This window comes from Cohnella pontilimi (assembly GCF_005049045.1).
In the GTDB taxonomy this organism is placed as follows: Bacteria; Bacillota; Bacilli; order Paenibacillales; family Paenibacillaceae; genus Cohnella; species Cohnella pontilimi.
Genome location: NZ_SUPK01000004.1, coordinates 359,366 through 374,610, shown reverse-complemented (window position 1 = coordinate 374,610; position 15,245 = coordinate 359,366). Strand labels below are relative to the sequence as shown.

Genomic DNA, 15,245 nt, shown 5'->3' with positions numbered 1-15,245 from the left:
GCATGTACAGGGATCGGGAGAGAGAGATTTACGATGAGAATCGTCGATATCGAAGCCGTGGAATCGGGTCAAACACTCGGCAAAACGATTTTTTCCGCGAACGGGACGGTGCTGCTCTCCGCGGGGGTGCAGCTGACCGTTTTCATGATCAGCACCTTGAAGCGGCTCGGCGTCTCGACGATTTACATAGACGACCCGCAATTCCGGGATATTACCCCGGAGGAAGTATTGTCCGACGAGACGAAGCGGGCGGTCATCAACCAAATGTCCGAGACGTTCGAAGCATTACGCTCCGGGAAAGATTTCAGTTCTAAGGCCATCGGCCAAACAATCGATCAACTGATGGACGATGTCATGCGCAATTCCAGCGTCATGATCCAGCTGGCGGATATTCGCACCGCGGACAACGCCAAGTTCGTGCACGCGATGAACGTATGTACAGTCGCCACCATGTTAGGCCTTGAAATGGGACTAAATATGCTACAGCTGAAGGACCTCAGCATCGGCGCGCTGCTGCACGATATCGGCAAGCTGAATGCGCCCGAGGTGCAGGAAGGCCGGATGCACCATGCTTGGCGCGGATTCGACCTGCTCAAAAATAAACGCGAATACAGCCTATTGATCGCCCATGTTGCGTTTCAGCACCACGAAGCGATGGATGGTACCGGCCTTCCAAGGGGAATAACCGGAGACGAGATTCACCCGTATGCCAAAATCGTCGCCGTCGCCAATACGTTCGATAATTTGCTGTATCCGGAAGCCGGCGTCGAACGTTCCTTATTGCCGCATGAAGCCTGCGAGCAGTTGAACGCCATGTCCGGCACGATATTGGACCATGAAGTGCTGACGCATTTTATGAGAATCGTGTCGATCTACCCGAACGGGATTTCCGTCCGCCTGTCCAACAAAAAAATCGGCGTTGTCGTCGGCCAGCACCGCGGTCTGCCCGGCAGGCCGATCGTTCGCCTTCTCGACCGGGAAGATGAAAACAACGTACAAGCCCGGGAGATCGATCTCGCGCAGCACACCACCATTTTTATTGAAGCCGTTTTGAGCTGAACAACCGCATCTAAAGCCCGCTTACCGGGCGTTTGCACGCTGGCGGAGGCCATGCTATCATGAATGCACAACCTTGCGATCTCGCGTCTTGGGAGGCAAGGTTTTATTATGACGTAACAGGAGGGACCATCATGGTCTGGGATATTGTTATACCCATCGTAACGCTTATCGTAGGTGTCATCATCGGCTTTGCCGTCGGAGTATTTTATTTGCGCAATCAGTTGACCAAAATGCAAAGCGACCCGGATGCGCTCCAGCAAATGGCCAAGAAGATGGGCTACAACATGAACAAGCAGCAGATGCAGCGAGCGCAGCAAATGATGAAGAATCAAAACTTCAATCAAAAGTCCAAACCCCGGAAGAAATAATCGGGCGCAGCGTTAGGCCGCGCTCCGGTGCTGCAACGGGAGCCGGCATGGGAGGATTATTGTGGCGGGAATGAAAGATTACGTCAACGGACAGGTGGAAGCGAACCGGGAGCGTATCGAGCATCATATCCGGGAAATTTTGAAGTTGATCGGGGAAGACGTCGAGCGGGAAGGATTGCTCGAGACGCCGGCGCGCGTGACCCGGATGTACGAAGAAATTTTCGCCGGTTATTCGGTGGATCCGCGTTCCGTGCTCGGTGTCACTTTTGACGAACGGCATGAAGAACTGGTCATCGTGAAGGATATCGTCTACTACAGCCAGTGCGAACATCATATGGCACCGTTTTTCGGCAAAGCGCATATCGGATATATCCCTAGCGGCAAAATTGCCGGTCTGAGCAAGCTCGCCCGTCTGGTGGAAGCTGTGACGCGGAGACTGCAGGTGCAGGAGCGGATCACTTCGCAGATCGCCGATATTATGGAGGAAGTTTTGCAGCCTCATGGCGTGATGGTGGTTGTCGATGGTGAGCACCTGTGCATGTGCTCGAGAGGAGTTAAGAAACCGGGCAGCAAAACGGTCACTTCCGCGGTCCGGGGTGAATTCCGCACCAGCGCCGCGCTCCGCTCGGAATTTTTGTCTCTCATCAAGGATTGAAACATGGAAGCTCGCCTGCTGACAGGCGGGCTTTCTCATTTTATTCGCCAAAACACCATAAAAAGTAAGCCAAAATGGTCGTGACGGACTTCACCGCTTGTCCGATATGATAGTGTTGGTGTGTCAGACTCGAGCAGACGGAGGAAGGATCCCATGAACCCAACGGATAAAGTTAGAATCGGCCTCATTGGTGCAGGAAATATCGGCAACGTTCATCTCCAGGAGTTCGGCAAGCTGGGCAGCGAGTGTCAATTTACGGTGATTACCGACGTCTACCGTCCTTTGGCGGAGCAGCGTGCCCAGCAATACGGCATCCCGGTCGTACTCGATACGCCGGAAGAAGTCTTTCTGCGGGAAGATGTTGACGCGGTCATCATCGGGGTTCCCAACGCTTTTCACGCGCCGCTGACGATCGCGGCTTTGGAGCACGGCAAGCATGTGCTGGTCGAGAAGCCGATGGGGCTCAACTCGGAAGCCGCGAAAGACATCGTCCGTGCTCAGCAGCGCACGGGCAAAACCGTGATGGTCGCTCACCAGATGCGCTGGGAGTGGCTGCCTCTTCAGATGAAGGCGCAGATCGACCGCGGCGAAATGGGCCGGATTTACACCGCCAAAACCGGCTGGTTCCGGCGCAAAGGCATCCCGGGCTGGGGCACCTGGTTTACGCGGCATGAGCAAGCCGGCGGCGGACCGCTGATCGACATCGGGGTGCACATGCTGGATTTGGCTTTCTTCCTTATGGGTGAGCCGAAACCGGTCTCGGTCTATGGAGCGGCTTACGCCGAATTTGGCCCGAAGCGGAAGGGCATCGGCACGTGGGGCAAGCCGGATTGGAACGGCGTTTATGATGTGGAAGATTTGGCGACGGCCATTATCAAAATGGAAGACGGCAGCTCGCTCACCCTCGAAGTGAGCTGGGCGGTCCATATGGACACCGACAATGAACCGTTCCTGCACTTGATGGGCAGCGAAGGCGGTGTGGCGCTTCGCGGGCTGCAGGGCAAGTTCCTGACGGAACGGTTCGACCAGGCGATGGAGGTTCCGCTGCTCACGCCGGCGGACGATGAAGGCGCGCGGGTACGTTTGAGCCGCCATTTCCTCGAATGCGTGCGGGACGGCAAGCAGCCGACCACATCGGCGGACACCGGTCTGCGCAGCAATCTGATCATCGACGCGATTTACGAATCTTCCCGTACCGGCGGAGAAGTGAAGCTGGACTGGAGTTTGTGAGGCATAGCAGAGGGCTGACGAGAATTTCTCGCCAGCCCTCTTCCTTTCAATACGGCGGCCACTGCAGCGTTCGCGCTTTGGTGTAACGATCAGCCACGTAGGGCCAGTTGACCACGTTCCACCAGTCCTTCACATACGATGCCCGGTCGTTTTGGTGCTTCAAGTAATAAGCGTGTTCCCACACATCGAGCGGAAGAAGCGGCACAACGTCCCATTGCGACAAGTTCTGATGCCTCTCCGCCGTCAAGATTTCCAACCGGTGGCTGCGGGGACTCCACACCAGAATCGCCCAGCCGTTGCCTTCCACCTTCGTCGCAGCCTCCGTAAAATGCTTCTTGAATGCATCGAAGCCGCCGAAGCTCCGGTCGATCTCTCCCGCCAGTGCTCCGGACGGTTTCCCTCCGCCTCTGGGAGACATGGCATCCCAAAAAATCGTATGCAAATAATGCCCCGCCCCGTTAAAAGCCAGCTCACGTTCCCAGTGCCTGACCAGGTCAAAATGGCCGGTGCGGCGCGCTTCTTCCAGCTTTTTCTCCGCATTGTTCAATCCGTCGACATACGATTGATGATGCTTGTCGTGGTGAAGCCTCATCGTTTTCTCATCGATACACGGTTCAAGCGCATTGTAACGGTAAGGCAGAGGAGGCAGCTTGTGTCCGCCGATCGGCACGGACTGTCTCGATTCGCCTCCTTCCATACCGGCTAGAGGATCGGACCAAGTGCCTTCCGGACGCAGCGGAACGTCCGCAGGCTCGGGACCGCCGTAAGATTCTGGGGAATCGCTGCCGGTTTCCTCGAGGCTGGACACCGTCACCCCTTCAGTAAGCCACGGCGACTGCCCTGTTCTCGTAAGCTCCTCCATCGCGCCGAGAAAATATTCCGATTGCCGGCGAATCGGCGCCAATACGGCCGCAGCGACCGGCGACCGGCGACACGCCGCGCTTCGCTCTTGCAGCGCCAGCAGCTGCCGGACGAATTCGCGCGATTGCACCACCGACTGCTCCAGCAGCACCGGCAGGTAAAGCTGCCATTCGGGTGGCAGCGCTTCTCCCTGGCCGGCAAGACCGGCCCGTATGGCCGCCTGGGCTTGCTCCCTTGTTTTCGCAAATACATGGTGCCAGTCCAGCATCAAATTCCGATATGGAGATTCCAGCTCGGGCAAGATCTCCCGAATGGCCTCCGTGTGCTGCATCTCCCGCATTTTCCAGATCGCAATCTCTTCCAATAATCGAAGCGGCATTTTCGATCCGTATACCGCCAACATGCCAAAAAACACCCCTCTCCCGCATCCGTCAGGTTCGCTTCGTACCCAACGTATGCGCGGAAGGGATGTTTTCATGTCAACAGGATTAGACCGACACCACGGAGGATTTCACGTACTTGGCGAACCAGGCGGCTTGCACTTCTCCGAGGAAAGCATCGATACGGGCGTTATATTCTTTGGTACGGGTGCGGTAAATCATTTCGTGTATCGCGCCTTTCACGATCCAAAGCCCCGAGTTCGGATTTTTCTGTGCGTGGGCCACATTTTCAGACAGATAGGCCGGGGCCTTGTTGTCCGCCGTACCATGAATCAGAAGAATCGGAAAATCGAAAGAAGTGTGCTGCGCGGCAGCGGCCGGAATCTGATCCAGTGACGTTCCTCCGACGATCGGCAAAAACCAGCGAATCATTTGCATCGAAATATATTTCGGGAGTTTCAACTTGCTCTGTTCGAGGTTAAAGTATAGTGTATCTTCGTTTGGCAGAAATGTGCTGTCCAAAATCATGCCGTCCACCGGGGCTTGGTGCAAAGCCGCCTGAAGCGCGGTACCGGCACCCATGGAGAAGCCCCAGACGATCAGCTGGTCAGAGCCTTGCTGTTTGGCGAACTGGATAGCTCCGAGAAGCTGCTGCGATTCCAGCCGTCCGCCCGTCGCGGGCATCGGATGACGGTGATTCGCAAACCCGTAGTCGAACATGAGCACGTTGTACCCTTTTTGATGGAGCATGTCCGCCAGGTCGTACATCGGCACCCAGCTTTCCTCGCGATTCGCGCCATACCCGTGGCTCAGAACGACCGACTGCCCGCTTTCAGCCGGAATCCACCAGCCGCTCAAGATAGAACGGCCGTCCGCGCTGGGGAATGTCACGTCCGAGTAGGCCAGATTTTTGGCAGCCATCGGGTTGGAGGCCAATGCGGCGACATCCGGATGCGAGAGTTTCCAGGCAATATAAGCGTGCAAAACGCAAAAAGCAAGAATGAGTGCCGATGCGGCAATTAATAGAATCGATAATAGAATGCGGCCGATGCGACGAACGACAACCGGTTCCGCTATTTCCGGCGTGCCGGGAAAGGCTGCGGAACCTTCGAGCGACAGGGGAGCTTGCAACGTCGTCATGTGATCGCCTCTTGTTTGTAAGCGTTTTAAAAGCTTGGTGTGTACCTATCGTAGATGCTAGCGGCGATAGCGTCAATGAGGCGCGGCGATTTGTAAGCGTCATGTAATCAAACTGTAATGCTAGGCCTCCTGCGTTTACTCTCGTTGCATGTTGAGTTATACTGAGTATAACGAGGTTTCATACAATGAAACGAGGGACAAGCCCGATGGATGAAGAAAAACGAACCGTCCGCGCGGTGGAACGAGCGTTGGACGTTTTGCTTTGTTTTACCGGAAAAAGCGAGTGGGGACTGTCGGAAATCGCGGGCAAAGTCGGACTTCATAAAAGCACGGTGCACCGCTTGCTGGCGACGCTGGAAAACCGCGGCTTCGTGATCCGGGACGAGGGGACGGAGAAATACCGGCTCGGATTTCGGATATTGGAGCTTAGCTCGAACCAATCTCGGCCCGACGATCCGTCGATCGTGCTGCTACCGGAGATGGAGAGGCTGCGTAATGAGCTGGGCGAGACGGTGAGCCTGTATGTGCGCGACCGCACGGAAAGGGTGCGCATTCAAGCCGTGCAAAGCGAGCAGCCGATCCGCCGGGTTGCGCCTGTTGGCGCGAGATTGCCTTTGTCGGTCGGCGCATCTAGCAAAGTGCTGCTCGCCTTCGCGGATCCCGCGGTGCGGGCCGAAGCGATGGCGGATCCCGCTTGGCCGCAGGCGCTGGATAAAGCGGCCTATACCCGGCAGCTCGAAGACATCGTCGCGCGCGGTTACGCGACCAGCTTCGAGGAGCGCGAACCCGGCGCAGCCGCCGTGGCGGCGCCCATCGTGAACCGCTCCGGCAAGCAGGTGGCCGCGCTCGCGGTGTCCGGCCCGTCTAACCGGATGGCGCCCGAAGTGATGCACCGGCAAGCGCCGGCCATCGTGGAAGCCGCCAAGCGCATGGGTGCGCTGTTGGGGTGACCGCTGCTGTACTGTGGTCTCTCGTGTGAGCTGCAATTGCATTTCACGAAATTGCAGAGGTAATGAGAGGCTTGCAGTGATCCGTAACGTCATTTTGCCAAATTACAGCGGACTTTCCGGGACGGAAGGACCTGAAAAGGCTCTTCAATTTGGCAAAATACAATTGCGGCGTCAGCCGAAGTGGAGTTTGTCTCTGCAATTCGGCGAAATAGCGTTACAGAATCTCCTATCAAATTTAAAGAAGCCGTCCCAGCGGCTTCTTTTTTTTATGTCTATCGACCTAACTGCGAACCTCAACTCGCGAACTACAAAATCTTACAAAAATCTCGGAAATATGCTTTAAGTCCCGACAAAATCTGCTAAAATCGGGACTATGTATTCCAGATTCTTCTTGTATAGTTCAATACTAACAACCGAAAAAGGCAAACCCATCGAGAGATGGGGACGCAAAGTCATGGGTCCTTTGCCGGATCGCCAGACCGCCGAAGTGTGACGATCCGCTGGAAATTGCAAGCAGCCGGGCGCTTCAGGCGCTGCGGCTGTTTTGCTTTTTTCGACATCAAAAACAGGGGTGCTTAAAGAGATGAGAGGATCGCTTTGGTTTCGCAGTTTGGCCGCAACATTAATTCTTAGTTTGTTCATGGGGTTGGCTCCCGTTGCCGTATGGACAGCAGCGGCGGAACAGCTCTCCGGCGCGTTGGCTGCGCTCAAAGCATCGGGCGCAGACCAGGAACCTTGGACAGATGGACCGGACAAGACGGAGGCTCCGCAGTTTTTCACATTCGACGGAGACCGGGTGCTCGCAGAGCGGCCCACGGACTTGGGAGCGGATCGAGGCGGATCAGGCGGTTCCTATCTGAAGATGAACGATTCGCCTGATTTCTTCAACGCGAAATCGACCAAAGTAACTCTCAGTTGGAACGACAAATTACAAGACTGGATCAACTCACAGGAAGGAACGCCATTAAACGCTCCGTCGGGCTATAAGGTTACCGTGAAAATGAAAGAGATTCGCGGGAAAAACAATACCTATACTTTGCTGAGCGGCAAAACTGACATCTATGGGAAAAACACTTTTGATTGGGACGGTAAATTTTCGGAAGTTAACGCTCCGGAAGGCTTTTACTATTGGAAGTTGACGGCCGAACCGGTGTCGGTTGAATTTGAACTTCCGGCCAAAACCGGTGCTAAGCCGGAAAAGGTGACCTTAACGGCTCCAGGGTACAGCGAAGAATTTCAAATACTGTTGGTGGACCGTACAGTGCCTGAGTTGGTCGGCATTCACCCGCTAGGTGAGGGCAAGCTTGCGGTAGAATCGCGCGACGAGATCGGCGGTTTGAAAAAAGTGACGGCCCTAGGCGCCTCCCAAACCTCCAGCCCGGATTGGGACAATCCGCCGCTCCACGACGCTTTATCGATAAAACCGGGTAACGCCGAGGCGTTAAAGGTGACGTTGGAAGACGTGGCCGGCAATATTACAGAAGAGACGCTGCCGCTTCATCCTTATTTGCCGGGTGGCGGTTTCGAGGACTATGTGCCCAATGCGCTGGCCAAAGTGGCGGATCAGAATGTACGCGTCAACCTTCTCACCGGGGGAGGCATTCAGAAGTTCGACGGGTTCATTCAGGAAGGGCCTGGCGTCGACTTTGATTTGTTTTTAACGTACAACCATCAGAACCGCATCAAAGGCCCTATCGGTTACGGCTGGAGCCTTAGCTTGGACTCCCGCATCACCGAGTGGGATGAGAACAACGCCACCTGGGTCGGTTTTGACGGCACGGAGTACTGGTTCAAATTGACGCCCGACGGCTATGAGACCTATGCGAACGGACAAAAGCAGCATTTCCCGAAATTGACGAGGGCTCCTTCGACGGACAAAGATCCGAATGCCTTTATTCTCGAGTGGGCAGGTCAGGAATACTACCGTTTCCATGAAGACGGCCGTTTTTGGCTGATTCAGGATCGCGGCATCAATGAAGTGATGTTTTATTGGGCTCAGTGGACCACCTATTACGGCACGTTGGATTATCGAATCCGGAAAGTGAACGATTCGAACAATCACGAAGTGACGTTTACCTATGATCCCGATGGAGATATGACTTCCACCATTATTCGGGAAATAGACGGCATTAGCGGGAAACCGGATGGACCGGCCAGAAGTTTCTATTTTATGTATAACCCCAAGGGGGATTTCGTCGGATTCAAGACTCCGTCCCTGAAATTGACCCGATTTGTATATGACGATCTGCATCGTATTACCAAAGTGATCGACAACGGCAATAATGATCCGAAAGTATCCGGCGAAATACCGGGATCGGTCATCACCAATTGGACCTACGATGCGCAAAATCGTGTAAAAAAGATCGGCGCAACACGTAAGCAGGATGGGGAAGAGGAGTTTGTCGACGTTCAGTACGGCTCGAGCGAGGCGACGATCGCACAACCGCTGGGTTCCTATACGTTGAAGTGGAATGACGCCTACCGGCCGACCGAACATCTGCAAAAAGTGCAGACGGCGGACGGAGAAGCCACAGCGAAGACGTCGTTCGGTTACAGCGGGAACAATCTAGTGAAAGTGACGGATCCGTTGGGCAGAAGCTACCGGTACCGGTACGACGATAAAGATCTGGTGGTCGCCGAACAAAGTCCGTCAGGCCGCATTTTGCATTATACCTACGACCAGCTCAACGATCTGACGCATGAGACAGGACCATTGGGATACGACATAAGCTATTCGTATGTGAAGAGTAACGTGCACCGGACGATATTGGCCAAAACGACCACGCAGCAAGTCGTTGATCCGACAGGCAGCAAAGGCGAGCCCATTGTAACCAAGGAAGAATTTAACGACAAAGAGCTTCTGGTGAAGCGTACGGACGGTAACGGCAACGTATTTGAATATCAGTATGATGAGAATTGGTTTGTGACCGGCGACGGGACACGTACATCCTATGTGAACGATCGAATCGGCAACCAAACGCAAATCATCACGGACGCGGGAACACCGGATGAGGCGGTGACGAAGCAAGAGTTTAATAATGTCGGCTGGCTGATTCACCGTGAAAATCCCGAAGGCGTAGTTGAAGATTTTGAATACGATCCTTGGGGACGGGTCACGAAGCACACGCAGAAGGACCCGAGCGATGCGGCCAAACAGATCGTACGGACTTACGTTTACGATGACGGAGGCAATCTCGTCGAGCAGTCCGACGGTTTGATCAAGTCGACCTACACCTACGACGGTATGGGGAACATGCTGTCAAGCAAAACGGTGCCACTTGAGGCGGGAACCGAAGGCACGATCGAGGAAACGTACGTTTACGACGCACGCGGGCTGCTTATGAAAAAAACGGATTCCCGCGGAGAAACGACAGAGACATTTTATAACGATGCCGGGCAGCCGGTTCGCACGGTTGTGTCGCCGGGCGATTATACGACCACAATCGAGTATGACAGCGCCGGTCGTCGGTCGGTAGTTAATGCCCCGGACGGCGGACGCACGGATTATACGTATGACCTGTGGGATCGCGTGGTAGAAGAGCGGCAACTCGTCCGCGCTAACGATCCGGGGAACCTTCCGGTAACGCTTGGCAGCATACCGTCTTATTTGTCGATCACGCTAATGCAATACGACAGTACAGGAAGATTGATAGAAGAGAAAAATCCGGACGGCTCTTGGACTCGGTATGCTTATGACGGCAACGGAAACGTGACGGATGAGTCTGCCGGCGGTCCGGCGCCGGAATGGAACGGCGTTTCTTTGGTGTCCGCATCGGTGCGATCGTTGACCGCCGCCAGAGAGCAGCCGCTTATCACTCGAAGCTATGCATTCGATGAGTTCAATCGTTTGATAAGCGAGACGGACGGCAATGGGTATACGACCACTTACAAATATGACGGACGTTCGGTTGAAACCTCGGTTCCGGCATGGGATGAGTATGGCAATCCGGTCATGTATGAGCACAAGGAATTTTACAACCCGGCCGGTCAGGTGATTCGAACCGTCTCCGAGTCGGGCTCCGTCACCGAGACGAAGTACGACGCTTTCGGACATGTGACGTTGTTCGTCAATGAAGAAGGCCAGCAAGTTCATACGAAAAGCGATGTGTACGGACGAGTCACCGAACGGGTAGAAACGGTCAATTCTTCCGGCCTGACCCAGACGATCCGCTATGCGAGCGACGCTTGGGGTCACTTGCGCGAAGAGCTCCGGGAACTGAAGGACGGCTGGGCTGTCTCCGGCTACCGCTATTCTCCTGAAGGAGACTTGCTGCAATCTACGGATCCAGCGGGAATGATGACCGCTTATACTTACGATGAGCACGGACGCACTAAGCAATTGATCGAAACCGATACCACAACCGGTTCCAGTCGCATCACCCAATATGGTTACGATGCCATGGGACGGCAAACTTCGGTCACGCATCCAGATGGCAGCAAAGAATACTCTGTGTTCAACACGCGTGGTGACCAAGTCGTAGGCATCGACGGACTGAACAACGCGATGGAGTATCGTTTTGATGCAACCGGCCAGATGACGCAAGAGATCCGTTATAAAGAAGGAGCGGCAATCCTAGATCCTTCTCAAGCGGCTGCCAAAACGACTTATGTCTACGACGCCTTGGGAAGAATCGTTGTCGCGCAAGATCCGAACGGCAATGTGGTGAAATCCGATTATGATCGGGAAAGCCGGCTGCTGTCGGAGACGCATTTTGAGTCTCCTGATATGTCCGGCGAACAGATCGTCAATACGTACGCATACGATCCGAGGGGCCTTATGGTGGCATCCACCGACGGCAACGGTCATGGGACGCGATTCGCTTACAACGCCAATGGTCAACAAACACTGTCCGTCGATCCTTCCGGACATTGGATCAAGTACGAGTACAGTCCTGCCGGTTTCATGACTGCTGAGCGCCGCCCGCTCGGACGCGACACGGAATGGGTCTATGATTACCGCGGCAATGTGGTACAGGAAAAAGACCCGCTCGGTAACGTTACTCGCTACGAGCTGGACGTAGATGGCCGCACCTCCACGGAATATAACAAATTAGGTCAATCTACGCACTATACGTACGATCCGGCCGGTCGAATGACAACCAAAGCTACGCCGAGCGAGGGAACTTACTCCTACCACTACGACGCTGCCGGCAACAAACGCGAGGAACAGCGGCCGGTTTACGGCGCTACCTATTTCGATTACGATTCCCGTGACAACCTGACAGCAGTTACGGAGCCGCAGGCGAAAACCGAGTATACTTATGACGCCGTGCAGAACCGTACGAGCCAAAAAGACGGCAACTCGCAGCCGACTACTTACAAATACGACGAAGCCAGCCAGCGCGTCAAGAAAGTGGTCACCCGTTCGGAATCCGGGCAGGACGAGTTCCAATACACGTACGACCCGAACGGCAATCTGCTGTCGGAAACGAAGCCAGGCGGACTGACCACGACGTATACGTATGATTTTATGAACCGTAAAACGCTCGAGGCCTACAGCGACGGGACTTCCATTGCCTACACCTACGACAAGGCAGGCAATGTTCTCACCCGTACGAGCGCAGAAGGAACGATCACGTACACCTATTACGATAACAACCAGTTGCAAAAAGCGGTGTATGCAAACGGCGACGTTGTGGAGTACGAGTACAACGCCAACGGGGAGAAAGCCGCAGAAATCACCAACGGCAAACGTACCGAGATCGATCTCGACGCGGCGGGCCGCCCGACCAGCTATACTGACTCGGCAGGTTTTGTCTATGGGTACTCGTACGATGCGGATGGTTATGTGACCTCGGTTAAATATCCGAACGGCACCGTAACGTCCATCGATTACAAGCCGGGTCATTTGGTGGGCACGCAAAAAACGACCGCTGCCGATCTGCAGCTGCATGCCAGCACATATAACTACAATGCGCGTGATTTCATTACCGATGTGCAGGATCATGAGGACAAGTCGGCGTATCAATATAACAACCGGGAACAGCTGAGCCGCATTGAGACGCCGGAAGGCGACGTCATGCTCTACGAGTATGACGGTGCAGGCAACCGCACTGTACGGAAAACGATTATCCAAGGAACGAAAGAAGACAAGCACAAGGTGATTACGACCGAGGAGCTTTTGGAACTCGTTTTGGGCTCATCCGGCATGAAGCCCAATCCATCCAATCCTTCCGAACCGTCGGATCCCAGCTCCGACATTCCGGATCCTTGCAAGTCCAACAACGGCAACGCTTATGGGCATGACAAGGATAAGGGTAACAACGGAAACGGTAATGGTAACGGAAACGGCAACGGCAATGGTAAAGGGAACGGCAATGGCAATGGTAACGGTAAAAATGCAGTAACAGACAGTTTCGTAAAAGTCGCCTCCCTAACCATGGACTTCATCGCCAAAAATGATAACGGCAACGGCAATAGTAACGGCAACGGAAATGGCAATGGGAACGGCAATGGAAATGGAAATGGCAACGCTTATGGGCATGACAAGGATAAGGGCGACAAAGGAAACGGAAACGGCAACGGAAATGGTAATGGTAACGGTAATGGGAATAACAATGGCAATGGCAACGGCAACGGCAACGGAGGCGATTGCTCTAAAGACTGGATGAAGGCGCTGGAGGAGGGCAACGGCAAAAAGCTGGGCCTGTGGAAAAAGCTACGCCAGAAGTATGGTGGAGATTCTGAAGATAGCACCGATGCTTCAACTTCGATTGACGCGATGTTCGAGACAGGAAAAATCGAGCACATCCTGGCTGCCATCGACAACATCGTTAATGGGGAAGTGAACCTGCCGCCGGGCGACAAAACGAAACTTTTCGAACGGATCCGCCAGGTCGGCAAAGGATATACCGTCATCGGAACGAACTATACTTATAACTCTCGTAACCAGCTTGTGCATCGCGAAAATCTCATTCGTTACGAGGACTACGACTACAAGTACGACGATGCCGGCAACCTGCTCACTGACGGACGCAGCAAGTTCGAGTGGAATGCCCGCGGGCAGCTGACTAAAGTCACTTTCCCGGACGGTTTCGGCGAGAAGTACACCTACGACACGCTCGGCCGCCGCGTCACCAAGACACGGTTTAATCACAATGGAAACGGGCAGCAGACAACGACTTACCGTTACAAAGGCGACACTTGGGTTCTTACCGAAGAAGTCGTAGACGGAGACGGCGAATCCAACAAAACGTACACCTACGACGCTAACGATCGCCCGCTGTCGATTACTTTCAAAGGACAAACCTTCTGGTACGTCTACAATGGCCACGGCGACGTCATGGCGCTCACAGACAAAGACGGCAAAGTCGCAGCCCGCTATGAGTATGACGCTTGGGGACTTGTCACCGGCATGTACAACCGTTACGGCGAAAAAGTCCGCGAAAGCATCGGCTTTATCGGCGACCTCGGCACCGGCAACGGCAGCCCAGGTTCTGTTCAAGGCCCTGAAGACGACAGCGGCAACACCGTGCCGGACTATCATCCGGGTAATGGCAATGGCAATAGTAAGGTTAAGGGTAACGGTAACGGGAAGAAGAGCAAAAATAATACAGGCGATACGTCGTCCGTTACAACACAAGCTGACTCATCAACCGAAGACGTGACGGCATCGCTGGACGCGATTATCGCTGACGACACCGAGCCGAGCGAGGACATCACCACGGATCTAGTGAAAGAAAACCCAATCCGCTACGCCGGCTATTACTGGGATCGCAAGACACAATATTACTATCTGCAAGCACGCTACTACGACCCGCGTCCTTCTCGGTTTATCTCTGAGGATACGTATGAGGGTGAAATTGAGAATCCGCAGAGTTTGAATTTGTATACTTACGTTTCTAACAATCCGACATATTATACTGATCAATCCGGCCATGAAGCATCACCGAATTTTGATAAATATTTAGAAGAATTCAAAAGAGAAGGCTTAAAAGTTATTGAAGGCGGTAAAAAGGGAGCAACGCAGGGAGCGAAAAAAGGCAAGAACTTATTATTAACTTTTGCCGGTGCAGTTGTTGGGGCGCTTTTTGAACCAACCATTGCAGGAGAAAGCCAAGAGATGATTGATAGGGCAAAAGAAAGAGCAAGTGCTGGTGAAGTGCCTATTCCCTTTTTGAATAATGATCAAACAAGAAACCAAGGGTATCTTTTCCTTTATCATGGAACCAGCAGAGCAAGTTCCGCGAATATCTTTAAGAAAGGTATTGATCTAAGTAAGCAGAATACGAAAACAGATTTTGGCAAAGGATTTTATGTTACTAAAAATATTAAGCAAGCGGCTCGATGGGCGGGTCCGAATGGAGCGATTGTTGTATTTAAAGTAAAGCCATCGGAGCTATACACTGTGTTTAAAGGGAGAGTTTTCCTATGGGCAGGCAAGTCGTGGGAAACCTTTGTAAAAGGCAATCGTAATGGTACAGTTAAAATGCATTCTTATGATTATGTAGAAGGTCCGATGCTGGGGAATTTAGGTTGGCTTAAAGGACAAGGCTCTCCAAAACCATGGGGGCATCAAATTAGTATCCACACACCTAGAATGGCGGGTTGGCTATTTAGACACATTGTTCCGGCTATATTGATGCCACAACCATTCTTATAA

General features: G+C 53.6%; 8 protein-coding genes and 1 riboswitch. Of the genes, 6 read left to right on the top strand and 2 right to left on the bottom strand.

Going from position 1 to position 15,245, the window contains the following annotated elements:
- The first annotated feature begins 33 nt into the window (after positions 1–33).
- From E5161_RS10480 to E5161_RS10465, 4 genes are all read left to right on the top strand, one after another.
- Positions 34–1,059: an HD-GYP domain-containing protein gene (locus E5161_RS10480; RefSeq protein ID WP_136777746.1), complete on the top strand. Its 1,026-nt coding sequence runs from the start codon at positions 34–36 to the stop codon at positions 1,057–1,059.
- A gap of 131 nt (positions 1,060–1,190) precedes the next feature.
- Complete coding sequence (locus E5161_RS10475) at positions 1,191–1,427, top strand: YneF family protein (RefSeq protein WP_136777745.1); 237 nt, start codon at positions 1,191–1,193, stop codon at positions 1,425–1,427.
- A gap of 61 nt (positions 1,428–1,488) precedes the next feature.
- Positions 1,489–2,082 (top strand): GTP cyclohydrolase I FolE, encoded by a 594-nt coding sequence (folE, locus tag E5161_RS10470; RefSeq protein ID WP_136777743.1) that lies wholly within the window; start codon positions 1,489–1,491, stop codon positions 2,080–2,082.
- Between the two features lie 153 nt (positions 2,083–2,235).
- Complete coding sequence (locus E5161_RS10465) at positions 2,236–3,312, top strand: Gfo/Idh/MocA family protein (RefSeq protein WP_136777741.1); 1,077 nt, start codon at positions 2,236–2,238, stop codon at positions 3,310–3,312.
- A 46-nt stretch (positions 3,313–3,358) separates the two neighbouring features.
- Here E5161_RS10465 and E5161_RS10460 read toward each other — a convergent pair whose 3' ends face one another.
- Positions 3,359–4,576 carry a Fe-Mn family superoxide dismutase gene (locus tag E5161_RS10460; protein WP_136777739.1) on the bottom strand — a complete coding sequence of 406 codons (1,218 nt, stop codon included), beginning with the start codon at positions 4,574–4,576 and terminating at the stop codon, positions 3,359–3,361.
- A gap of 85 nt (positions 4,577–4,661) precedes the next feature.
- Positions 4,662–5,693: an alpha/beta hydrolase gene (locus tag E5161_RS10455; RefSeq protein ID WP_136777737.1), complete on the bottom strand. Its 1,032-nt coding sequence runs from the start codon at positions 5,691–5,693 to the stop codon at positions 4,662–4,664.
- Positions 5,694–5,899: 206 nt separating this feature from the next.
- On the opposite strand from E5161_RS10455, the gene E5161_RS10450 reads away from it, so the two are divergent.
- Positions 5,900–6,643 (top strand): IclR family transcriptional regulator, encoded by a 744-nt coding sequence (locus tag E5161_RS10450; protein ID WP_136777821.1) that lies wholly within the window; start codon positions 5,900–5,902, stop codon positions 6,641–6,643.
- A gap of 411 nt (positions 6,644–7,054) precedes the next feature.
- Positions 7,055–7,130: riboswitch (cyclic di-GMP riboswitch) on the top strand.
- Between the two features lie 96 nt (positions 7,131–7,226).
- Positions 7,227–15,245: an RHS repeat-associated core domain-containing protein gene (locus tag E5161_RS10445; RefSeq protein WP_136777736.1), complete on the top strand. Its 8,019-nt coding sequence runs from the start codon at positions 7,227–7,229 to the stop codon at positions 15,243–15,245.

Bases quoted from the DNA above. Each gene is read 5' to 3' on its own strand.
- E5161_RS10475 (WP_136777745.1), top strand. From the start codon at position 1,191: ATGGTCTGGGATATTGTTATACCCATCGTAACGCTTATCGTAGGTGTC.
- E5161_RS10445 (WP_136777736.1), top strand. From the start codon at position 7,227: ATGAGAGGATCGCTTTGGTTTCGCAGTTTGGCCGCAACATTAATTCTT.
- E5161_RS10480 (WP_136777746.1), top strand. From the start codon at position 34: ATGAGAATCGTCGATATCGAAGCCGTGGAATCGGGTCAAACACTCGGC.
- E5161_RS10460 (WP_136777739.1), bottom strand. From the start codon at position 4,576: ATGTTGGCGGTATACGGATCGAAAATGCCGCTTCGATTATTGGAAGAG.
- E5161_RS10455 (WP_136777737.1), bottom strand. From the start codon at position 5,693: ATGACGACGTTGCAAGCTCCCCTGTCGCTCGAAGGTTCCGCAGCCTTT.
- E5161_RS10465 (WP_136777741.1), top strand. From the start codon at position 2,236: ATGAACCCAACGGATAAAGTTAGAATCGGCCTCATTGGTGCAGGAAAT.
- E5161_RS10450 (WP_136777821.1), top strand. From the start codon at position 5,900: ATGGATGAAGAAAAACGAACCGTCCGCGCGGTGGAACGAGCGTTGGAC.